The 22,011-nt window shown below is 70.6% G+C and carries 17 protein-coding genes; 9 read left to right on the forward strand and 8 right to left on the reverse strand.

What is annotated here, in order from left to right; genetic code table 11:
* Window positions 1–96 precede the first annotated feature (96 nt).
* Together ftsY and AB0L65_RS51550 are read left to right on the forward strand one after the other, a co-directional pair.
* The gene (ftsY, locus tag AB0L65_RS51545; protein ID WP_355208933.1) at window positions 97–1,275 is read left to right on the forward strand and encodes a signal recognition particle-docking protein FtsY; all 1,179 of its coding nucleotides are present in this window, start codon (window positions 97–99) and stop codon (window positions 1,273–1,275) included.
* Window positions 1,276–1,533: 258 nt separating this feature from the next.
* The gene (locus AB0L65_RS51550; protein WP_364262602.1) at window positions 1,534–3,210 is read left to right on the forward strand and encodes a tetratricopeptide repeat protein; all 1,677 of its coding nucleotides are present in this window, start codon (window positions 1,534–1,536) and stop codon (window positions 3,208–3,210) included.
* Window position 3,211: 1 nt separating this feature from the next.
* Here the strand turns inward: AB0L65_RS51550 and AB0L65_RS51555 are convergent, their stop codons facing one another.
* From AB0L65_RS51555 to AB0L65_RS51565, 3 genes are read right to left on the reverse strand one after another with little or no spacing between them, the layout of a single operon-like run.
* The gene (locus AB0L65_RS51555; protein WP_364262605.1) at window positions 3,212–4,015 is read right to left on the reverse strand and encodes an ABC transporter ATP-binding protein; all 804 of its coding nucleotides are present in this window, start codon (window positions 4,013–4,015) and stop codon (window positions 3,212–3,214) included.
* Window positions 4,012–5,055, reverse strand: a complete 1,044-nt coding sequence (locus AB0L65_RS51560; protein WP_364262608.1) for an iron chelate uptake ABC transporter family permease subunit — start codon at window positions 5,053–5,055, stop codon at window positions 4,012–4,014. Before AB0L65_RS51560 ends, AB0L65_RS51555 begins: the two co-directional genes overlap by 4 nt.
* Window positions 5,055–6,089 (reverse strand): iron ABC transporter permease, encoded by a 1,035-nt coding sequence (locus AB0L65_RS51565; protein WP_364262611.1) that lies wholly within the window; start codon window positions 6,087–6,089, stop codon window positions 5,055–5,057. Before AB0L65_RS51565 ends, AB0L65_RS51560 begins: the two co-directional genes overlap by 1 nt.
* Before the next feature lie 105 nt (window positions 6,090–6,194).
* On the opposite strand from AB0L65_RS51565, the gene AB0L65_RS51570 reads away from it, so the two are divergent.
* Window positions 6,195–7,169, forward strand: a complete 975-nt coding sequence (locus tag AB0L65_RS51570; protein ID WP_364262614.1) for an iron-siderophore ABC transporter substrate-binding protein — start codon at window positions 6,195–6,197, stop codon at window positions 7,167–7,169.
* 6 nt (window positions 7,170–7,175) lie between these two features.
* On the opposite strand, the gene AB0L65_RS51575 is transcribed toward AB0L65_RS51570, so the two are convergent.
* Complete coding sequence (locus AB0L65_RS51575) at window positions 7,176–8,249, reverse strand: PLP-dependent cysteine synthase family protein (protein ID WP_357743451.1); 1,074 nt, start codon at window positions 8,247–8,249, stop codon at window positions 7,176–7,178.
* Window positions 8,250–8,496: 247 nt separating this feature from the next.
* On the opposite strand from AB0L65_RS51575, the gene AB0L65_RS51580 reads away from it, so the two are divergent.
* Window positions 8,497–9,081, forward strand: a complete 585-nt coding sequence (locus tag AB0L65_RS51580; RefSeq protein WP_350729756.1) for a sigma-70 family RNA polymerase sigma factor — start codon at window positions 8,497–8,499, stop codon at window positions 9,079–9,081.
* 6 nt (window positions 9,082–9,087) lie between these two features.
* On the opposite strand, the gene AB0L65_RS51585 is transcribed toward AB0L65_RS51580, so the two are convergent.
* Together AB0L65_RS51585 and AB0L65_RS51590 are read right to left on the reverse strand one after the other, a co-directional pair.
* On the reverse strand, window positions 9,088–10,032 hold the full coding sequence (locus AB0L65_RS51585; RefSeq protein ID WP_364262617.1) for a sensor histidine kinase: 945 nt from the start codon (window positions 10,030–10,032) through the stop codon (window positions 9,088–9,090).
* Between the two features lie 19 nt (window positions 10,033–10,051).
* Window positions 10,052–10,891 (reverse strand): DMT family transporter, encoded by an 840-nt coding sequence (locus tag AB0L65_RS51590; protein ID WP_350729759.1) that lies wholly within the window; start codon window positions 10,889–10,891, stop codon window positions 10,052–10,054.
* Between the two features lie 91 nt (window positions 10,892–10,982).
* Between AB0L65_RS51590 and AB0L65_RS51595 the strand changes: the two genes are divergently transcribed.
* The 3 genes from AB0L65_RS51595 (at window position 10,983) to AB0L65_RS51605 (ending at window position 13,683) form a co-directional block, all read left to right on the forward strand.
* Window positions 10,983–11,558 (forward strand): XRE family transcriptional regulator, encoded by a 576-nt coding sequence (locus AB0L65_RS51595; protein ID WP_350729761.1) that lies wholly within the window; start codon window positions 10,983–10,985, stop codon window positions 11,556–11,558.
* A 640-nt stretch (window positions 11,559–12,198) separates the two neighbouring features.
* Complete coding sequence (locus tag AB0L65_RS51600; protein ID WP_364262620.1) at window positions 12,199–12,996, forward strand: polysaccharide deacetylase family protein; 798 nt, start codon at window positions 12,199–12,201, stop codon at window positions 12,994–12,996.
* Window positions 12,997–13,032: 36 nt separating this feature from the next.
* Window positions 13,033–13,683, forward strand: coding sequence for a DUF2461 domain-containing protein (locus AB0L65_RS51605; RefSeq protein WP_364262623.1), 651 nt, complete (start codon window positions 13,033–13,035; stop codon window positions 13,681–13,683).
* A 159-nt stretch (window positions 13,684–13,842) separates the two neighbouring features.
* On the opposite strand, the gene AB0L65_RS51610 is transcribed toward AB0L65_RS51605, so the two are convergent.
* Together AB0L65_RS51610 and typA are read right to left on the reverse strand one after the other, a co-directional pair.
* A complete protein-coding gene (locus AB0L65_RS51610) occupies window positions 13,843–16,356 on the reverse strand; it encodes a hypothetical protein (RefSeq protein ID WP_364262626.1) in 2,514 nt (837 codons plus the stop codon).
* Between the two features lie 184 nt (window positions 16,357–16,540).
* A complete protein-coding gene (typA, locus tag AB0L65_RS51615) occupies window positions 16,541–18,391 on the reverse strand; it encodes a translational GTPase TypA (protein ID WP_364262629.1) in 1,851 nt (616 codons plus the stop codon).
* Window positions 18,392–18,700: 309 nt separating this feature from the next.
* On the opposite strand from typA, the gene AB0L65_RS51620 reads away from it, so the two are divergent.
* Entirely contained in the window at window positions 18,701–19,444 is a 744-nt protein-coding gene (locus tag AB0L65_RS51620) for an AMP-binding protein (protein ID WP_364262632.1), read from the forward strand.
* A gap of 52 nt (window positions 19,445–19,496) precedes the next feature.
* A complete protein-coding gene (locus AB0L65_RS51625; protein WP_364262635.1) occupies window positions 19,497–21,947 on the forward strand; it encodes a LuxR C-terminal-related transcriptional regulator in 2,451 nt (816 codons plus the stop codon).
* Window positions 21,948–22,011 lie beyond the last annotated feature (64 nt).

A 22,011-nucleotide genomic window follows, 5' to 3' on the forward strand; every position in this document is an offset into this window, starting at 1 on the left:
CGGCGCGCCGGACAGCCGGTCTGAGGGCGTGAGTTGGGCCTGATCGGTGGTGCCTTGGGCATGACCATGCCGGTCGATCTGGAAAACTGACATCTTGTGGATGGTTACCTCGGCGTCATAGTGATCGTGGCCGTCGTCGCCCTGCTGGCGGCCGGCGGCCTTCTGCTGTACTTCAAGCCGGGTCGCAAGGCGGCCCCGCCGGTCAAACCGCCAGAGACGCCCGTGCTCCCCGAGCAGGAGGAGAAGCCCGCGGGAGTGGCGGGCGAGGAGGGCGAAGGCGCGACCACCACGCTGCCGCCACCGGTCAAGCCCGCCGAGCCGGCCGTCGTCACGCCCGAGATCGAGGTGCCGCCGCCGTCCGCGGGCCGGATGGTGCGGCTGCGCTCGCGGCTGGCACGCTCGCAGAGCGCCCTCGGGCGCGGCCTGCTGGAGCTGCTCTCCCGCGACCGCCTCGACGACGACGTGTGGGACGAGGTCGAGGAGAAGCTGATCACCGCCGACGTCGGCGTCGCGCCGACCCGGGTGATCGTCGACGACCTGCGCACCAAGGTCAAGGTGCTGGGCAGCCGCACCCCCGAGGAGCTGCGCGGCCTGCTGCGCGAGGAGCTGCTGGCCCAGGTCAACCCCGACCTCGACCGCACGCTGCACGTCCAGAAGCACGGCGAGCGGCCCGCGGTGGCCCTCATCGTGGGCGTCAACGGCACCGGCAAGACCACCACCACCGGCAAGCTCGCCCGCTCGCTCGTCGGCGACGGCAAGAAGGTCGTGCTCGGCGCGGCCGACACGTTCCGGGCGGCCGCCGCCGACCAGCTCCAGACCTGGGGCGAGCGGGTGGGCGCCGACGTCGTTCGCGGCCCTGAGGGCGGCGACCCGGCCTCCGTGGCGTTCGACGCCGTCGCCAAGGGGATCGAGGAGAAGGTCGACGTGGTCATCGTCGACACCGCGGGCCGCCTTCACACCAAGACCGGCCTCATGGACGAGCTGGGCAAGGTCAAGCGGGTCATCGAGAAGAAGGCCACGGTCGACGAGGTGCTGCTCGTCCTCGACGCCACCACGGGCCAGAACGGCATGCGCCAGGCCCAGGTGTTCGCCGAGGTGGTCAACATCACCGGCATCGCGCTGACCAAGCTCGACGGCACCGCCAAGGGCGGCATCGTGATCTCCGTGCAGCGGGAGCTGGGGGTGCCGGTCAAGCTCGCGGGGCTCGGCGAGGGGCCCGACGACCTGGCGCCGTTCGACCCCGAGGTGTTCGTGGACGCGATCCTGGGGGAGTGAGGCGAACACGATTCGGGCGCGCGGTAATTGACGAGGGAATAGCCATTACCAGATAAACAATTGTTCGAGGGCTTTCTCCGTGCTGACATGTAGCGGTCATCAATGATCGCTCGTTCCGCGCAAAGGGGCGCCATGAAGAAGATCGTCGTTCATCGGCCAGGAACCGTGAAGCCGACCGCCGCGGCCGCGCCGAGGCACAGCGCCTGAGCCGCCCGGCCGGCGTCTCGTGGGGCGCCGGCCAGCACGGAAAGGCCGTTCGTGGACACGATCTCCCTTGACGCCGACCGCCGGATCGGCGGCCCCTACACTTTCGCGGCCGGGCTCCTCGGCCATCTCGTCCCCCGGGCGCTGGAGCGCCAGCCGGAGCTGGTCGCCGCGCACGACATCGAGATCCGCACCGCCGCGCCGCAGCTGCGCGAGTCCGTCCCCGAGCGCAGGAGCTCGCTGGCCGGCCGCCTGCCGACGGGGCAGCGCATCCTCGTGCCCGGCGCCCGGCGCAGCCTCAGGATCGCGAACGGGCTGGCCGAGTTCGTCCGCGACCACCTGCGCGACGCGGGCCCGCTCGCGCTCACCGTGACGAACCTGGGCGCGGCCGACCACACCGACACCGAGCTGGTGGCCGTGCTGCGGCGCAGGCTCGACCCGGGGCTGCTGCGCATCGACGAGGGCCCGCCGGCCCCGAGCACCGGACCGCTGTGCGCGGACTTCGACCGCTACCGCGACGAGGGCTTCCATCACGCCATGGCCGAGTCGGGCCTGGCCGTGCTGCGCGGGATGGCGTACGAGGACGACCCGGAGGGCTGGCAACACCTCCTGCAGCGCGTCGCCGGCGCTCTGGAGGCCATCGAGCGCGAGGACGAGGCCCGCGAGCTCTACGACCGGGCCAGGCGCGTGAGCACCGACCCCAAGCACCGCGCCACGGTCGCGTACGCGACCGCCATGATCCTCGTACGCCACCACGACCCCGCCCGGCGCGACCCCGAGCAGGCGCTGGCCTGGATCAACGAGGCGATCACGATCACGTCGCTGCTGCCTGACCGCCGCGAGCGGGCCTTCCACCTCGGGTTCGACCTCAACGGCAAGGCTCTGGTCGAGGTGCGCAGGGGCCGTCACGAGGCGGCGATGGAGCTCGTCCAGGAGGCCATCGACCTGGCCGAGAAGGACCTGGCCGGCGAGCACCCGATCCACCGGCTCGTGCTGCACGCCAACAGGGCGCAGCTCCTGGCCATGGCGGGCCGGACGGAGGAGGCGCTGGCCGGCTACACGCGGGCCGTCGAGGCCGATCCCGGCTACCCCGACTACTACCTCGAACGCGGCAACCTGCTGCACCGGCTCGGCCGGACGCAGGAGGCGCTGGCCGACTACGAGGCGGTCATGCGGCTCAGCCCGCCCTTCCCCGAGGCGTACTACAACCGGGCCGAGGTCCGGTTCGCGGCGGGCGACCTCGACGGGGCCCGCGCCGACCTGGACCACACGCTGGAGCTGGACCCCGAGTTCGCGCCCGCGTACGTGAACCGCAGCGGTATCGATGTGGTGATGGGGGACTACGCGAGGGCCAGGGAGGACGTGGTGCGCGGGCTGGGGCTGACGCCCCGCGACCCCCACCTGCTGTGCGTGCTCGGGCAGGTGGAGCTGGCCGAGGGCAGGCGCCCGGAGGCGCGGACCGCGTTCGACGGGGCGCTGGAGGCGGACCCCGAGCTGGTGGCGGCCTGGGCGGGCCGGGCCGAGCTGGCCTTCGAGAGCGGCGACCACGACGCGGCGCTGGCCGACCTGACCCACGCGCTGAAGCTGGCGGAGACGGCCGAGCTGCTGTTCAACAGGTCCGTGCTCTACCGGGCCGCGGGGCTGGCGGACAAGGCCAGGGACGACCTGCTCAGAGCCGCGGAGCTGGCTCCCGGGGACGAGGAGGTCGGGCGCGCGCTGGCTGAGCTGTGACTCAGGCTCGCGGCTGCGTGGGATGCGAACGCGGCCGGATCGGCACCACCAGCGGCGTCCCCGCCACCGGGTCCTCGATGACCTTGGCGTCCAGCTCGAACACCTCGCCCAGCAGGTCCTCGGTCAGCACCTCGTGCGGGGTGCCCGCGGCGACCACCCGCCCGGCGCGCATGGCCACCAGCCGGTCGGCGTAACGGGCGGCCAGGTTGAGGTCGTGCAGGACCATGACGACCGTGCGGCCCGCCTCCTGGTGCAGGTGCCGTACGAGCTCCAGCACCTCCACCTGGTGCGCCAGGTCCAGGAACGTGGTCGGCTCGTCGAGCAGCAGCAGGTCCGTGCCCTGGGCCAGGGCCATGGAGATCCACGCCCGCTGCCGCTGCCCGCCCGACAGCTCGTCCAGCGGCCGTTCCGCCAGGTCGGCCAGGCCCGTCATGTCCAGGGCGGCCGCGACGGCGCCCTCGTCGTCCGAGGACCACTGCCGGTACCACGTCTGGTGCGGATGCCTGCCCCTGGCCACCAGGTCGGCCACGGTCAGCCCTTCCGGGGCGCTCGGCGCCTGGGGGAGCACGCCGAGGATCTTGGCCACCTCGCGGGTGGGGATCTTGTCGATGCGCTTGCCGTCCAGCAGCACCTCGCCGCCCTGTGGCTTGAGCAGGCGGCCGAGCGCGCGCAGCAGCGTCGACTTGCCGCAGCCGTTCGGACCGATGATCGTGGTCACCGTGCCCGCCTCGATGCCGAGGTCGAGCCCGTCGACGACCAGGCGTTCGCCGTATCCGAGCTTGACGCCGGCGGCCTGCAGCCTCATTTGCGTGACCTCCAGATCAGGTGGATCAGGTAAGGGGCGCCCAGCACGGCCGTGACGATGCCGACCGGCAGCTCCAGCGGGGAGAACGCGGTTCTGGCGATCAGGTCGGCGGCGGTGGTGAGCACGGCGCCCACGACCGCCGAGCACAGCAGTGGCGGCTGGGCGGAGCGGGTGAGCCTGAGCGCGATCTGCGGCGAGGCCAGGGCCACGAACGCGATCGGGCCGGCGGAGGCGGTGGCCACGGCGGCCAGCAGCACGGCCGCCAGGATCATCAGGGCGCGGGACACGTTGGTGCGGACGCCGAGCGCGGTCACCGTGTCGTCGCCGAAGCGCAGCGCGTCGAGGGAGCGGGTGCCGAGCAGGGTCAGCGGCACCAGCACCGCCAGGGCCAGCGCGGTGGGCAGCACGTGCTCCCAGCCGCGGCCGTTGAGCGAGCCGCTGATCCAGACCATGGCGCGGCCGGTGTCGTTGACGTCGCCGACGGTCAGGAGCCAGAACTTGATGTTCGTGAACACGGCGGCCACGCCGATGCCGACCAGGACCAGCCGGTAGCCGTCCAGACCGCGCCGCCACGCCAGCCCGTACACGACGGCCGCGCCGACCAGGCCGCCGAGCAGGGCCAGCGCGGGGATGCCGGCGGTGGCCAGCAGGCCGCTGGCGCCGCCGTACGCGCTGCCGCTGGCCACGACGCCGGCCACGACCGTGACCGAGGCGCCGGTGGTGACGCCGAGGATCTCGGGGCTGGCGAGCGGGTTGCGCGCGATGGACTGGATGATCGCGCCGGACAGCGCGAGCGCCGCGCCGACGAGGGCGCCGGTGAGGGCGCGCGGCAGGCGCAGCTCCATGATGACGAAGTGGGCGGCGCTGTTGACGTCGAACGTGCCGGAGATCACCTCCGGCAGCGTCATCCGGATCTCGCCGATGCGCATGTTCATGGCCATGAGCAGGACGATCAGGACCAGGCCGAGCAGGGAGACGGCGACGCCGCGCAGCCGTACCCGCCAGGACACGGCGCCGACGCGGAGGGAAAGAGCGGTCATCACAGTCGCACTGGCTTCCTGCGCCTGACGAGCGCGACGAAGAACGGCGCGCCGAGCAGCGCGAGCACCACGCCCACCTCCAGCTCTCCCGGCGGGGCCACCACGCGGCCGATCACGTCGGCGAGCAGCAGCAGCGCCGCGCCGATCAGCCCCGAGAACGGCAGCAGCCACCGGTGGTCGGTGCCCGACAGCGGGCGGGCGAGATGGGGCACGATCAGGCCCACGAACGCCAGCGAGCCGCAGGCCGCGACGGCCGCGCCCGACAGCAGGGTGACCGCGGCGACGCCGACGGTGCGGGTCGTGGCGATGTTCTGGCCGAGGCTCCTGGCCACGTCCTCGCCGAGGGAGAGCGCGTTCAGGCCCGGCGCGTTGACCATCGCGAGCACCAGGCCCACGAGGATGAACGGCAGCACCTGCCAGACCACGTCCGAGCCCCTGGACGCGATCGAGCCGGCCTGCCAGAAGCGGAAGACGTCCATCGCCTGCTCGTCGAGCAGCACGATGGCCGAGGTCAGCGCGTACAGCAGGGCGCTCACGGCGGTGCCCGCCAGCGCCAGCGTGACCGGGGTCGGGCCGCCCCTGCCGCCCACCATGCCCAGCGCGAACACCCCGACGCTGGCGACCAGGGCGCCCGCCAGGCCGAACCAGATGTAGGCGAGCAGGCTGGAGGCGCCGAGCAGGATGATCGAGGACACCATCGCGAACGCCGCTCCCTGCGTGACGCCGAGCAGCCCCGGGTCGGCGAGCGGGTTGCGGGTGTGACCCTGCATGAGCGCGCCCGCCACGCCGAGCGCGATCCCGGCGAGGACGCCCAAGGCGGTCCTGGGGAGGCGCAGCGAGCGGATGACGATGTCGTTCTCGGTCCCGGTGGGGGCCGTGAGGGCGTGCCAGGCGTCGGCGAGCGGCACGGACTTGGAGCCGACCGTGATGCTCAGCACGATCGCGACCAGCACGGCGGCCAGCAGCGCGAGGAGAACGGTGAGCCGCCTGTGCCGGATGCCATGGAGGCGCGGGGCCACAGCGGTCGCACTCACCCACGTCCTCCTCAACATTTGCCCGATCACGGTGAAGTATGCCAGCTTAGGCAGGGCTAACCTAATTTAGGGTTACCTTACTTTGGGATTCGGGAAAGGGATCTTATGAGACCGTTGCGCATGCTGGTCGGGGCTCTCCTTGTGGCGGGGCTCGCGGCCTGTGGCTCCTCCGGCGCTTCCGGGGGGAGCGCGGCGGCTCCCGCCTCCGGTGCCCCGTTCAGGACCGTCAAACACGCGATGGGCGAGACCGTGATCCCGGCCCAGCCGAAGCGGGTGGTGGCGCTCGACCAGAGCTTCGTCGACGCGGTGCTCACGCTGGAGACGCCGGTGGTGGGGTATACCACGTACCGGTCGCTCGACGACAAGCTGCCCGCCTACCTGGGGGCCGTCGCCGAGCAGTACGGCAAGGAGGCCACCCCGGTCGGCTCGCTGGAGCAGCCGAGCCTGGAGAAGATCATGGCGCTGAAGCCCGACCTGATCGTCTCGGCGAAGGTCCGGCACGAGGCCCTGTACGACAAGCTGTCCAAGATCGCGCCAACCGTCTTCAGCGAGACCACCGGGGCCATCTGGAAGGAGAACATCCGGCTCATGGGACAGGCCCTGGGCAAGGAGCAGCTCGCCGACACCAGGATCAAGGAGTATGAGGGACGAGCGGCCAAGATCGGCGCGGCCGTCAAGGCGAAGGACGGCGAGCTGCCGACGATCTCGATCGTGCGGTTCGCCGGCGAGCCGACAGTCAGGCTTTATGTTGAGAAGTCCTATTCCGGGCTGGTGTTGAAGGATGTCGGGTTCCCGCGGCCCGAGGGGCAGCCGACCGAGCAGGACGCCATCGCGGTGGACATCAGCCAGGAGCGGATCGCGGACCTGGACGCCGACCACATCTTCGTCTCGACGTATCAGGATCCGTCGGCGGAGGGGCCCAAAGAGAAGTTCGTGAACAACCCGCTCTGGGGCAAGCTCAAGGGCGAGAAGCACGATGTCGCTGACCTGACCTGGATGACCGCGGTGGGCATCCAGGGGGCGCACGCGATCCTGGACGACGTGGCCAAGCTCTTCGAGGTGGACCCGGCCAAGGCCTGAGCCCGCTCAGTCCGGCAGGAACGCGCGGAGCTCGTCCAGGTGGGGTTCGACGTCCAGGCCCTGGTCGGCCAGCCACCCCGGGTTGCCGTAGGTGCCCCGGTAGCGGTCGCCGCTGTCGCAGACCAGGGTGACGATGCTGCCCTGCTCGCCCGCCGAGCGCATCTCCTGGATGAGGTCCACGCAGGCCGCCATGTTCGTGCCCGTGGAGCCGCCGACATCCAGGCCCGTGACCTCGCGCGTCCAGTGCATGGCGGCGATCGAGCGGGCGTCGGGGACGGCGATCATGCGGTCGATGACGGACGGCTGGAACGAGGGCTCCACGCGCGGGCGGCCGATGCCCTCGACGCGGGAGCCCCGTGTGGTGACCGAGGCGTCGCCGGAGACCCAGCTCGGGTAGAAGGCCGAGCCCTCCGGGTCGACGACGGCCAGGCGGGTGGGGTGGCGGCGGTAGCGGATGTAGCGGCCGATGGTCGACGACGTGCCGCCGGTGCCGGCGCCCACCACGATCCAGGAGGGCTCCGGGTGGGGCTCCATGGACATCTGGGAATAGATGGACTCGGCGATGTTATTGTTCCCGCGCCAGTCGGTCGCCCGCTCCGCGTAGGTGAACTGGTCCATGAAATGGCCGCCGGTCTCGGCGGCCAGACGGTGAGATTCGTCATAGATCGCGCGAGGGTCGGTCACAAGGTGACACTTCCCGCCGTAGAACTCGATGAGGTGACACTTCTCCGGCGACGTGGACGCCGGCATGACCGCGATGAACGGCAGGCCCAGCAGCCGGGCGAAGTACGCCTCACTGACGGCCGTGGATCCGCTCGACGCCTCCACGATCGTCGTGGCGGGCCCGATCCAGCCGTTCGCCAGGCCGTACAGGAACAAGGATCGAGCAAGTCGATGTTTGAGTGAACCCGTTGGGTGTACCGACTCGTCTTTCAAGTAGAGGTTTACACCCCAGTGCGAGGGAAGCGGAAAGACGTGCAGATGTGTGTCGCAGCTACGGTTGGCATCGGCCTCGACCTTGCGTATGGCGTCTGTCACCCAGTGGCGCGAAGCAAGGTCGTGACGGTCCACAAAACTCATGCCCATACGCTATCCCATGTGACTCTTGCCACTATTACTGCAAAATTGGGTGGGTAGTGTTATGATACTGAGACTTGTCCGGCCGTGGACGTGACGACACACGCCGCGAGCAGATGGACGGAAACCCCCTCTGACCAAGGCGGAACCTCTAACGCGTCCCTTACCTGGGACTTGCCATGATGGAAACCGCCCGCAGGCGGCTTGTGCCGAAACGGGGGATAGCGCAAGGGGGAATGAATTGATCACTATGACCGATGAGCAGCGTCAGGACTGGTTCGAGCGCGATGTCGTGCCCGTGACGTCGCAGCTGTTCGCCTCCGCCATGCGCCTCACCCGTAACGCCGCTGACGCGGAGGACCTGGTGCAGGAGACGGTGGCCAAGGCGTACACCTCCTACCACCAGTTCCGGGAGGGCACCAACCTCAAGGCGTGGCTGCACCGGATCCTCACCAACAACTTCATCAACGACTACCGCAAGAAGCAGCGTTCGCCCAAGTTGTCGGCCGCCGAGGACATCGAGGACTGGCAGCTGCACGCCGCCGAGTCGCACAGCTCGACGGGCCTGCGCTCGGCCGAGACCGAGGCGCTCGACCGGCTGCCCGACAACGTCGTGATGAACGCCCTGCGTTCGCTGCCCGAGGACTTCCGCGTGGCCGTCTACCTGGCCGACGTGGAGGGGTTCGCGTACAAGGAGATCGCCGACCGCATGGGCACGCCCATCGGCACGGTCATGTCCCGCCTCCACCGGGGCCGCCGCCAGCTGCGCGGCATGCTCGAGGAGTACGCCCGCGAGGAAGGCGCCGTACGGCTCCCCGCCCAGCGCGCCGCGTGAAGACCCCTACGACCCCATCATGAAATGAAGGCGGACGCGTAACACGCCGCCTTCATTGCGCAGCTGCACGAGATCGCAGAGCTGCCGGCTGATCCAGAGCCCGTATCCCCGAGGGGATTCGGGCTCAGGTGGTATGTAGCCGGGTAACGGGTCGTCCAGGGCGCCGCCCGGGTCGGCGACCTCGCAGACCAGCTCCCCGTCGCTCACCCACATCGTGATCATGCCGTGCCCGGCGCCGTGCTCGATGCTGTTCGCGGCGATCTCGGACACGCTGATCACGAGCGAGGTGATCAGGTTGCGGTCCATGCCGGCCGCTCTGGCGTAGTCGCCCACGCTCTGGCGCAGCCGCTTCAGCTCCCGGGCCGTGAAGGGGATGCTCTCGGCGCCGTCGGCCGGTGCGGGCAGGGGCGCGCGGTCGCCGTTCAGGACCAGCTCGTGGGGCTCGACGAAGCGGGTGCTGGCCGCCTCGCCGTCCGCGCCCAGCAGGAACGGGTGGCTGACCGGGCCGAAGTCGAGCGCGGTCCTGGGGGCGTGGCGCACGTCGTACAGGCACAGCATGATCGCCGCCGCCGGGCGGAGCGCGGCGTTGACCACCGACTCGTAGCGGATCAGCTCCCGGATGTCGCGCTCGCTCCTGCCCTCCCAGTCGGGCTCGCCGATGACGAGGGTGCGGCGGTCACGGGTGTACTCGTGATAGGCGGCCAGGGTGCGGTACGGGTGGCCGTACCAGCCGGTCGAGACCCGGCTGTCGATGCGCCCGGCGTCGCGGCCGAGGGCGTCGTGCAGCAGGGCGAGCTTGTCCGCGCACGTGATCACCAGCACGTGCCTGCCCTCGTCGAGGGCGGAACGCACGCGCGGGGTGGCGAGCCTCACGAAGGTCTCGTCCGAGTCGTGCGGCACCGCGATGTGCCGTAGCGACTCGCCGTCCGAAGGTGCCCGGTCAGGGCGCACGGGCGAAACGTAGCAAGCGCTAGAGGTGCTGCGCAACGGCTATCAGCGCCACCGCCCCGAGCGCGCAGGCCACACCGGCCACCTGGATGGCCCGCAGCCGCTCTCCCAGCACCTGTCTGGCCAGCAGCAGGGTGCTCGCGGGGTACAGCGACACCAGCACGGCGACCAGGCTGAGCAGGCCGTCCTGCTGGGCCAGCAGGTAGAGGACATTGGCCGCCATGTCGAGCACGCCCGCCGCCACGATGATGTGCAGGGAGCCCGGGCCGGGCCTGAGCGCGCGCCGCGTGACCAGGGCCAGCAGCGCCACTGTCGTGATCGACGACACTCTGGCGCCGACCAGCGGCCACAGCCCGGCATCGTCCGGCGCCATGGCCAGCAGGATGAAGAACCCGCCGAACCCGGCCCCGGCCGCCAGCGCGGTCAGCACCGAGGCCAGGGAGCCCTGCCGGTCCGTGGACCTGTCCTGGCTGACCAGCAGCACCGAGCAGAGCGCCAGCGCGATGCCCACCAGCGCCCAGAACGCCGGCCGCTCGCCCGTCGCCAGCCCGAACACCACCGGCAACGCCGCCGAGGTGACCGCGGTCGTCGGGGCGACCACCGACATGACGCCCGTGGCCAGCGCCCGGTAGAACAGCACCAGCCCGGCCGCGCCCGCCAGGCCCGCCGCCAGGCCCCACGACAGGGCGGCGGCGCCGGCCGTGCCGGGCAGCACCGGCAGCAGGGCGAGGATCAGCACCAGGCCCGCGATCTGCGACAGCACGACGACCGACAGCACCTGGGATCGGCGGGTGGCCAGGCCGCCGAAGAAGTCGGCCGTGCCGTACACCACCGCGCAGGCGGTCGCCAGGATCACCGTCACCGGTATTCCCCCCTTGGTTCAACAGGTTGCACTGTCAGTACAACACATAGAGTACATTCCATTGCAAATCGGATTCACTAGACTGCACTGCGTGGAAGATCCCGACCTGATCAACCAGGCCATCGCCAGCAACGTCCGGGCCCAGCGGGCGCACCGGGGGCTGACGCTCGACGCCCTCGCCGCCAGGTCGGGGGTGAGCAGGGGCATGCTGGTCCAGGTGGAGCAGGGCAGGACGAACCCGAGCGTCTCCACCCTCACCCGGATCGCCTCCGCCCTGGGCGTCACCGTGGCCCGGCTCGTCGAGGTCGCCGACGTGCCGACGGTGCGGATCGTGAGCAAGGCCGACGTGGTCACGTTCGACCAGGGGGACGTGCGGGCGCGGCTGCTGGTTGGCGCCGACGTGCCGATGATCCTGGAGCTGTGGGACTGGCGGATGCCGCCCGGCGAGCACCACGACGGCGACGCCCACCCGCCGGGCACCCGCGAGATGCTGACCGTCCTCGACGGGGAGCTGACACTCACCGTGTACGGCAAGAGCCACGTGATCGGCAAGGACGACGCGGTGCTGTTCACGGCCGACCGGCCCCACCGCTATGCCAACCGGGGCACCGAGGACCTCAGGTTCGTGATGGTCGTCGCGGAGCCACGCGACACCCAGGATCAATAACCGCTGCTTCTCCTTCCGGGACGGCATGGAAAACCTTGGTAACAGCCAGTAATGTTTGCGATCGGTGAGGCTTACGTGACAGGAGGCGTGCGATGGCGGTGCCCTGTGACGCGCGCCCGGTGACCGGGCCGTGGCCTCCCGCCGGCCGGGTCCGATGACCGGCCTCCCCACGGCCGGACGGGACCCTCGGAGCAGACCACCGGCTTCACCCAGCGGTCGTTGACGAGTACCTCATGCTTTGGACGGCTGATGTCCGTTGTTGGGTACATCCCTGGTGTGGCGGAATGTGGGCAGGGGGTGGCGTGTGAGTGAGGCCCTCGCGGCGACGGAGAAGCTCCAGTCGGAGCTTCGCGCTCTGGGCGTCACCAGCGCGTACGAGGTAGGGGACGGAGCGACTATCTCGGTATGGATAGGCCTGGTCGTTCGGTATAGAGATGGTTTTTACCGTTGGCAGGAAGGACCGGTGAAACGTCGGCATCTGGGTACGGATCCGGTCGGATGTGCCATGCGCGTGGCGCGCCGCTACAAGGAACTGCAGGCCGATATCCCACTCTGGTGGGACGACCTGGCCAGGGAATTGCGGGGGAAACCGGTCCAGGACTATCCATAAGCCCCCGCGCGCGGCGCTTCGGGGGGAACCATGCGTGTATGGGCTTTGCCGCTGGCCCTGCTCGCTCTGGCGGTCTGCGCCACCTGCTCGGTGGCGAACCGCCATCAGACCGAGGCGCCGATCGTGCCGTACAAGGCAGCCGTCGTCGATCCGGCGGTACTCGCCAAGCGGCTGGTGTCGATGCAGTACGGGTCCGGCTGGCCGCGCAGCCGCAAGTTCGACTGCGCGAAGCTCAAGTGTGTGGCCCTGACCTTCGACGACGGGCCCGGCGAGTACACCGGGCGGCTGCTCGACATGCTGCGCAAGCGTGACGTCAAGGCCACGTTCTTCGTCATCGGGCAGATGGTGGCGGCCGACAAGGGCGGCCGGCTCGTCCGGCGCATCGTCGAGGACGGCCACGAGCTCGGCAACCACTCCTGGAGCCACCCCGCGCTCGCCGGGCTGTCGCACGACGACGTGCGGCGGCAGCTCCGGCACACCAACGACCTCGTGTTCAAGCTGACCGGGGTGCGGATGCACCTCATGCGGCCGCCGTACGGGTCGACCAACGCCGCCGTCGCCGCGGAGGCGCGCGACGAGGGGCTGGCGGAGATCCTCTGGAGCGTGGACACCCTCGACTGGCTGCACCGGGTCCCCGCGGCCGTGGCCCGGCGGGCCGGTGAGGCCAAGTCCGGATCGATCGTCCTCATGCACGACATCCACCGCACGACGGTGGAGGCCGTGCCCGCCATACTCGACATCCTTGACCGGAAGGGCTTCACGTTCGTCACGGTTTCGGAGCTCTACGGCAGGACGCCGTCGCCGGGCCGGACGTACACCGAGCGGTGACCCGAGGTGTCGGTGCGGCGTGGCACCCTTGGGAGCATGGGTTTCAGCGGCTTCCCTGATGAGGCTTTCCTGTTCTACGAGGGGCTCGAGGCGGACAACTCGAAGACCTACTTCACGCGGCACAAGCACCTCTACGAGGAGGCGGTGCGGGAGCCGATGCTCGCGCTCACGGACGAGCTGGCCGCCGAGTTCGGGGCGGCGCAGCTCTTCCGGCCCTACCGTGATGTGCGCTTCTCCAAGGACAAATCGCCGTACAAGACCCATCAGGGCGCGTTCGTGGACCTCCAGCCGGGGATCGGGCTCTACGTGGAGCTGAGCGCGGCCGGGATCTACACGGCCGGGGGCTTCTACACCCAGGCGTCCGACCAGGTGGCCCGCTTCCGGGCCGCGGTGGACGAGGACCTGGCCGGCAAGCCCCTGGAGTCGATGACGGGGGAGCTGGTGTCCGCCGGTTACGAGCTGGGCGGGGAGCGCCTCAAGACCAAGCCGCGGGGCTTCTCGGAGGACCATCCGCGGATCGAGCTGCTGCGGCACAAGTCGCTCTACGCGGGGGTGCGCTGGGAGCCGGAGCCGTGGGTGCACACGGCGGAGGTGCGCGAGCGCGTGTCTCGTACGTGGCGCGCGTACGGTCCGCTGGTCGACTGGCTCTGCACCCACGTCCGCGGCAGCGAACTCCCCCGCCGCTAACCCTTCCGCCCCCGGCCCGCCCACCCCGCCGGGTGCCGGGTCGGCGGGGTGTTGTGCGGTGGTGTTCGGCGCTATGCGGTCGGCACTCGGGCCGTCGCGTGGCGAGTGGCGTGCACCTTGGCCCGGGGGCGGCGGGGTGTGGGCCCCGGAGCCATGCGGTTAGCGGGGGGCGGTGGTGGTGATCTGGTCGCCCTTGAGGATGCGGTCGACGGTTTGGCCGGCCGCGGAGGTGGCGGCGGTGGTGCCGGCCGCAACGACGATGGCCAGCGTGGGGGCCGCCAAGCTGCGGATGCTGCGGAGGTTGCGGACCCGGGCCCACGGTTCCCCGGCCAGGTGCATGAGGCGCCACTCCCAGTACAGCCCCAGCCCGACGCAGACCATGGTCACCTGACCCACCACGATTCCCACCACCTGCACCTTGTCGAAGGCCCCGATGTCCGGCTCCACCAAGGTGGACAGGTAGCCGGACAGCTCCGTGAGCAGGGCCGCGGCGATCAGGTGGAGGGCCTTGGTCATCGGCTGGGTGCCGCGCAGGCGCGGGTAGAAGTAGCCGAACAGGAAGCCGAAGGCCGGCAGCGTGATCAGGTAGCGCGCGTCGAAGATGAAGCTGGTCAGGTCGGCCCCGTCCGGCCACCCGTACACGATCGCGAAAGGCAGGCTCAGCAGCAGGCTCACGGCGAAGGCGTGCACGCCGTTGTGCCAGGGCGTGCAGCCGGCGGCCGTGGCGAAGGCGGTCTCCGGGTGTCGGCCGTGCTGCCGCAGCGCCTCCTCCAGGGCGTCCCGCCGCTCGTCGAAGTCCGTCATCGACATCTCGCCCGAGCCGATGCTGCCGCGTCCGACGCGGTACAGCTCCTGCTCGGCCACCAGCAGCAGCCGCTTGTGCAGGGCGGCCCTGACGAGCCGGCGGTGCTCCTCCTGCGAGGCGGGCTCGGCGAGTACGGGGCGCGGCCCGGAGAGCAGCCAGCGCGCGCTCGCCCAGGCGACGATCGAGGTGATCGCCAGCAGCGGCAGCGGCACGTCGATGTCCGCCAGGGTCGTGCTGCCGCCGGGCGTGATGTACAGCACCATCAGTACGGCGATCATGGTCGACTCGGCGACCGGGTTGTCGATCGCGGAGAGCTCGTCGCCGAGCCGCCGCAGCCGCAGCACCAGCATCAGGAACCCCAGCAGCAGCAGTCCGAGCACCCCGCGCACGAGCGGGGTGAGCACCAGGCTGCCGATCCGGGGCTCGGGTTGCGACACCGCCAGGCTCCACGACCCCGAGTCCAGCCATTCGGTCGGCCAGCCCTGGACCAGCAGGCTCACGATCACCGCGCCGGCCACCGCGCCGCGCGTCCACTGCTTGGTGGCCACGGCGAGGGCGGCGACCGGGATCATCGCCCAGCCCAGCGCCAGCACCAACCGGACGCTGTCCGGCGGGTACACCCCGGTCAGCAGCGCCCGCAGCCACAGCGCCAGCGCGAGCAGCCCGATCGCGGCCTCGGCCGACAGCACGGCCAGCCGTACGATCACCGGCCTGACCCCCAGGTCCACGCTGAACGCCACGGCGGAGCCGGCCGCGGCCACGGCCGCCACCGCCCCTCCGGCCAGCAGCGTCTGCCCCGGCAGCTGCCCGTGCAGCCACGACCAGGCCAGCATGCCGAGCCCGACCACCACGCCCAGCCCGGTCACGACCAGCAGGTCGCGCGTGTTCCACGGCGGGCTGGTGGGCAGCACCCGTCCCGCGTGCCGCAGCGCGAACGCGGGCACCGCGACGAAGAGGATCACGTACGCGACCGCCGACCAGTCCTCGGCGAACAGCGGGATCAGCAGCGTGGGCGCCGCCAGGACGAGCCCGACGAACAGCTCCCTGTTGGCCAGCCGCGCCCACCACCCGCGCCCGAGCGAGCGCAGCAGGAAGGCGACGAGAGCGATCGCGGTGAGCACGCCGAGCGCGGTGGCCCACGAGAAGTCGTCCTCCACGACCGTGTCGGCGAACCCGAACGAGTCCGGCGCCAGCGTCATGCTCACCGGGTACGCCCCGATGGTGAACTCCAGCCGCTCCTCCTGCTCCCGCTCCGGCGTGATCCCCGCCAGCCGCAGCACCGTCCACTCACCGGGCAGCACGGCGATCGAGCGCGAGGTGACGATCAGCGGGACCGCGCTGGGCGCGGTGAAGTCGAGCTTCAGCAGCTCGTCCGCCTTGACCTGCCGCAGCAACGTCACGGCGAACCTGGCCGTGGTCCCCGTGGAATCGGAGGTCAGGATCGGCGCCAGGCGCGTCGTGGGCGCCAGCCCGGGCCCGCCCACCTTGATCGCGCCGAACGCGGCGTCGGTGACCTGCTGAAGTGTGCCCGGGAACCCGCTGCCCTGACGCAGCGCCTCCGTGAGCGGGTCCTTGGGCGCCATCTGGAGCCGGTGGACGACGGTCACCTTGACCTGCCGCTGGCGGGGATCGATCCGCCCCTTGGGCACCGGGTCCAGGTCGCGCTCAGCCGCCCTGGTGAGCGTCACCTCGGTGATGGCCTTGCGGGCCCAGCCCACCAGAGGGTCGGCGCGGGCGGCGGCCGCCACCCACGGGTTGGGCACCGCCGTGCTCTTGGGCAGCACGGGGGCCGCCACCGGTCTGGCTACGACGGTGCACCAAACGATCGCCCCCAACGACACCAGAGCCAGCCCGAACGCAGTTGCCATCCGGAGCGTTCCCACAAATTGGATGATTCTCCGGAATGGCAAAATGTTCTATGTCACGGGGTCACGGTGTGATTACAGCTTTTCACCATGACCCCTTTTCTTGACCCGCTGGCTCATTCATCGCCCATGGCGAAGCCCGAAGCCTTACCGGCTGGGCTTACACCGAAAAAAGCGACGGAAAAGCTCAGGCGCGCTTGGCGCGGGCCGCGGCGCGACCGCGCGTGGCGGCGTCGAGCACGACCTTGCGAATGCGCACGTGCTCCGGAGTGATCTCCACGCACTCGTCCTCGCGGATGAACTCCAGCGCCTGCTCCAGCGAGAGGACGCGCGGCGGGATCACCTTCTCCGTCTCCTCGCTGGTGGAGGAGCGCATGTTGGTGAGCTTCTTCTCCTTGGTGATGTTCACGTCCATGTCGTCGGACCGGGAGTTCTCGCCGACGATCATGCCTTCGTAGACCTCGGTCGTCGGCGAGACGAACAGCGTGCCGCGCTCCTGCAGGTTGAGCATCGCGAACGCGGTCACCGGGCCGGACCTGTCGGCCACCAGAGAGCCGTTGTTGCGGGTGCGCAGCTCGCCGAACCAGGGCTCGTACGAGTCGAACACGTGGTGCACCAGGCCGGTGCCGCGCGTCTCGGTGAGGAACTCGGTGCGGAAGCCGATCAGGCCGCGCGCCGGGACCACGAACTCCATCCGGATCCAGCCGGTGCCGTGGTTGGTCATGTGCTCCATGCGGCCCTTGCGCACGGCCAGGAGCTGGGTGACCGCGCCGAGGTATTCCTCGGGGCAGTCGACCGTCAGGCGCTCGACCGGCTCGTGCACCTTGCCGTCGATGGTCTTGGTGACGACCTGCGGCTTGCCGACGGTCAGCTCGTAGCCCTCGCGGCGCATCTGCTCGACCAGGATGGCCAGCGCCAGCTCGCCGCGGCCCTGCACCTCCCAGGCGTCGGGCCGGTCGGTGGGCAGCACGCGCAGCGACACGTTGCCGACCAGCTCCTTTTCGAGGCGGTCCTTCACCATGCGGGCGGTGACCTTGGCCCCCTTGACCTTGCCGACCAGGGGCGAGGTGTTGGTGCCGATGGTCATCGAGATGGCCGGCTCGTCCACCGTGATCAGCGGCAGCGGGCGCGGGTCCTCGGGGTCGGCCAGCGTCTCACCGATCATGATGTCGGGGATGCCGGCGATGGCGATGATGTCACCGGGGCCCGCCTCCTCAGCCGGCTTGCGCTCCAGGGCCTCGGTCATGAGCAGCTCGGTGATCTTGACGCGCTGGATCGTGCCGTCGGTGCGGCACCAGGCCACCTGCTGGCCCTTGCGCATGACGCCCTGGTGGATGCGGCACAGCGCGATGCGGCCGAGGTAGGAGGAGGCGTCGAGGTTGGTGACGTGGGCCTGGAGCGGCGCGCTCGGGTCGTACGTCGGCGCGGGGATGGTCGACTTGATGATGTCGAACAGCGGCTCGAGGTCCGTCGAGTCGGGCATGCCGCCGTCTTCGGGGCGCTCCATGGAGGCCCGGCCGGCCTTGGCGGAGGCGTAGACGATCGGGAAGTCGATCTGCTCCTCCGTGGCGTCGAGGTCCATGAACAGCTCGTAGACCTCGTCCACGACGTCCTTGATGCGGGCGTCGGGGCGGTCGACCTTGTTGATGCACAGGATGACCGGCATCTTCGCGGCCAGCGCCTTGCGCAGCACGAAGCGGGTCTGCGGCAGCGGCCCCTCGGAGGCGTCGACCAGCAGCACCACGCCGTCGACCATCGACAGGCCGCGCTCGACCTCGCCGCCGAAGTCGGCGTGGCCGGGAGTGTCGATGATGTTGATGGTCATGCCGCCGTGCTTGACCGCGGTGTTCTTCGCGAGAATGGTGATGCCCTTCTCGCGCTCGAGGTCGTTGGAGTCCATGACGCGGTCGTCGACGTCCTGGTTGGCGCGGAAGGCCCCGGACTGCCAGAGCATGGCATCCACAAGCGTGGTCTTGCCATGGTCGACGTGCGCGATGATCGCGATGTTCCGCAGGTCGTCGCGGCTGTTCAAAGGCATGATGACGTCTCGCTCTGTGTCGTGGGGGCGGCCGCGCGAAGTCGCGGCCTTATAAGTCTAGTTGATCCCCTCTGATGACAGGCGCGACTGAGGAGAGGGGCGGTTGTGGATATGGGGTCCCCTGAAAGCGGGCGCGACGCGAGGGGGACGGGTGTGGATACGGGAGTCCCCCAGGTGGCAGGCGTGACGCGAGGGATTCCCGATGTCAAGCGCGATCCTCGATGTCAAGCTGACGTTAAGCCCGACGTACATAGCCGGTTGCACAATTGTGCGCATGGCAAGCCGGGCCGCCGTCCTTAGATTATCGGCATGACCTGGACAGAGCTGGTTATGGCCGCCGCGCCGACCCAGGGGGACCAACCGGCGGTCAGCGAAGTCAGGACCGGCGAGGTGCTGTCGTACTCCGCTTTCACCAGGCGTGTCACCCGCGCCGCGGCGGGTCTGCAGCGCCAGGGCCTGCGTTTCGGTGACGAGGTGATCGTCGACGTCCCGCTCGGCACGTCGTTGCCCCTGGCGGTCCACTCCGTGGCCTGGGCGGGCGGGGTGGCGGTGCTCGCGGCCTCGGGGACGGCGCGCTTCATGATCACCCAACGCCGCTACGACCCCGCCGCGGTGAAGGTCGACCAGGTCTTCTCCTTCCAGTCCGTGCCGGGGGCGAAGCCGTTCACCGCGCTCATCGGCGACCGCGCCCTCGAGTACGGCCCGCTGGCGGGGCCGGCGCTCACCGTCGACGGCGGGCGGGTGTTCGATCACCACACGCTGGCGAGCGACCTGCGCAGGCTGGCCGGCCGGCTGGTGATCGGCAAGGAGGACGTGGTGATCAGCGCGGTGAGCGAGCCGTTCCGGGGGCTGCGGGTGATCGATCTGGCGATGACGGTGGGGGCGCACGTCGTCATCGCCCACGAGCCGAGCCTGGTGGGCTGCCGCGTGCTGGCCCAGGAGCGCCGGGCCACCATGGTCGTCGCGCCGTACGACCTGGCCAGACGGCTGCTCGGCGACCCCGTCCTGCGTGTCGTCGACGAAAGGGCGATCGTGAGCTCGCTTGGGCTGTGAAAAGTGCGACACTGTGGGAGAGTGTGATCCTTCAGCGACGCAGGGTGACCACATGCCAGAGCCCCCCAGGCACAATCTTCCGGCGGAGCCCAACCGGTTCGTTGGTCGCGAGCGCGATCTCGACGAATTGCGCGGGCTGTTCCGCGAGACGCGCGTGGTCACGTTGTGCGGGGTGGGCGGCATCGGCAAGACCCGCCTGGCCCTGCGGGTCGCGGCCGGACTGGTGCCGGCGTACCCCGACGGCGTCTGGCTGGTCGAGCTGGCCAGGCTGCGCCGCCCCGAGCTGGTCGACCAGGAGATCGGCCGGGTGCTCGGCGTGCGGGAGGAGGCGGGCCGCCCGGTGTTCGGCACCGTCCTCGACCGGCTGCGCGACCTGCACTGCCTGCTGCTGCTCGACAACTGCGAGCATCTCATCGACAGGTGCGCCGAGGTCGCCGCGGAGCTGATCGCGGGTTGCCCGCGCCTGAGCGTCCTGGCCACCAGCAGGGAGCCGCTGCGCATCGCCGGCGAGCTGATCTGGCGGGTCCCGCCGCTCGACCTCCCCGACGAGAGCGCTCCCAGGGAAGGCGGCCCCGAGCACGAGCAGGGCGGTCCCGAGGCGGAGTCCGTGCAGCTCTTCCTGGACCGGGCGACGGCCGCCGGCACCAGGCTGGGCCCCGGCAGCCTGGCCGACGTGGTGCGGCTGTGCCGGGCACTCGACGGGCTGCCGCTGGCGCTGGAGCTGGCCGCGGCCCGCACGAGCCTGCTCAGCCCGGGCCAGATCGCCGACCGCATCGACGACCGGTTCTCGCTGCTCACCACCGGCGGCCGCACCGCTCCCGCCAGGCAGCGCACGCTGGTCGCGGCCGTCGAGTGGAGCTACGACCTGCTGTCGGCGAAGGAGCAGGTGCTGCTGCGCAGGCTGTCGGTGTTCGCCGGGGACTTCGACCTCGACCTGGCCGAGCACGTCTGCGCCGAGCGGCCCATCTCGGAGTCGGAGATCGTCGATCTGCTCGGCGGGCTGGTCGACAAGTCCCTCGTGCTGTGCGACGAGAGCCGCAGGCGCTACTGGCTGCTGGAGACCATCAAGCGCTACGCGGTGGGGTGCCTCCAGAAGGCCGGCGAGCGCGAGGTCCTGCGCGAGCGTCACCTGCACGTGGTCTGCGAGCTGCAGGAGCGCCACTTCACCACCGAGATGGTCGAGCCGGGCGTGCCGTGGGCGCGCCGCCTCGAGGCGCTGACCATGAGCAAGCGCCTCGTCGACGACCAGCGGATGGCGCTCGACTGGTCCGTGGAGTCCGGCAACGTGCCGCTGGGCCTGCGCCTCTGCGCAGCCAGCAGCGGGCTGCTGCCGCTCTGCGGAAACCTGACGGAGATCGTCACCTGGATCGAGCGGCTGCTGTCGCTCGACCTGACCGGGGTGCCCGTCGAGCAGATCGCGCAGGCCAGGGGATACCTCGCCTACGGCCTGGAGGCCAGGGACGAGCTGAGCCGCTCCCTGGCGCTGGCCGAGGAGAGCCTGGCCGCGCTCACCACCGACAACACGTTCGCGCGCTGCGTCATCCACAGCCTCATCGTCGTCGTGCTGCTGCGCATGGGCAGGCCCGAGGACGCGGTGCACCACGCGGAGGAGGGCCTGGCGCTGGCCCTGCGGTCGGGAGACGCGTGGAACCAGGCGGCGGGGCTGGCCGGGCTGTCGGCCGTGGCGCTGACCCGCGGGCGGCTGCGCGAGGCGCAGCGGCACGGCGAGGAGGCGCTCGCCCGGGCCCGCGAGCACGGCCACCGGTGGATCATGGCCAGGACCGCCACCCAGCTCGGCTCGGTGGCCGAGTTCCGCGGCGACCTGGTGACCGCCAAGGCCCACTACGAGATGGTCGTCCCGTGGCTGCGCGAGCTGGGCAGCGACCTCGACCTGTCGCGCGCCCTGGCCAGGGTCGGCAGGGTGACGGCGATGCTGCACGAGTTCGCCGCCGCGCGGGAGTGGCTGGCCGCCAGCCTCGCCCTGGGCCGGGAGACCGGGCAACGCCACGGGGTGGCCCTGTGCCTGGTCGGGCTGTCGATGCTGGCGGAGTGCGAGGGTGACCTGGAGGGCGCCGTGCTGGCGGCGGGCGCGGCGGTCAGGCTGCGCGAGTCGATCGGGCAGAAGTCGCCCACGCTCAGGATCGAGGAGCTGCTCGGCCGGGCCCGCACCAAGCTGGGCGACGGCCGCACCACCTCGATCTGGTCGCGGGGCCGGGCCATGAGCCCCGACGACGCCGCCCGCCACGTGCTGGAGGGCGAGCGCATCGCGCAGAAGGCGCCGGTGGCGACCAAGCCGGTCAGACACTCGCTGCTGACGGCCCGCGAGCAGGAGGTCGCGGGCCTGCTCACCAGGGGGCTGTCCAACCGCGCCATCGCGACGGAGCTGGTGATCAGCCCCGCCACGGTCGCCCGGCACATCGCCAACATCATGGAGAAGCTGGGCTACACGTCGCGGGCCCAGATCGCGGTCTGGGCCGCCGAGCACCCGACCGTCGCGCGGTGAACGTGGCGCGCGGTTCTGCATAGGGATCTGCATATTCCGCCCCATGTATGCATGAGGGGCCCTC

The organism is Nonomuraea sp. NPDC052116 (genome assembly GCF_040680035.1).
GTDB classification, from domain to species: domain Bacteria; phylum Actinomycetota; class Actinomycetes; order Streptosporangiales; family Streptosporangiaceae; genus Nonomuraea; species Nonomuraea angiospora_A.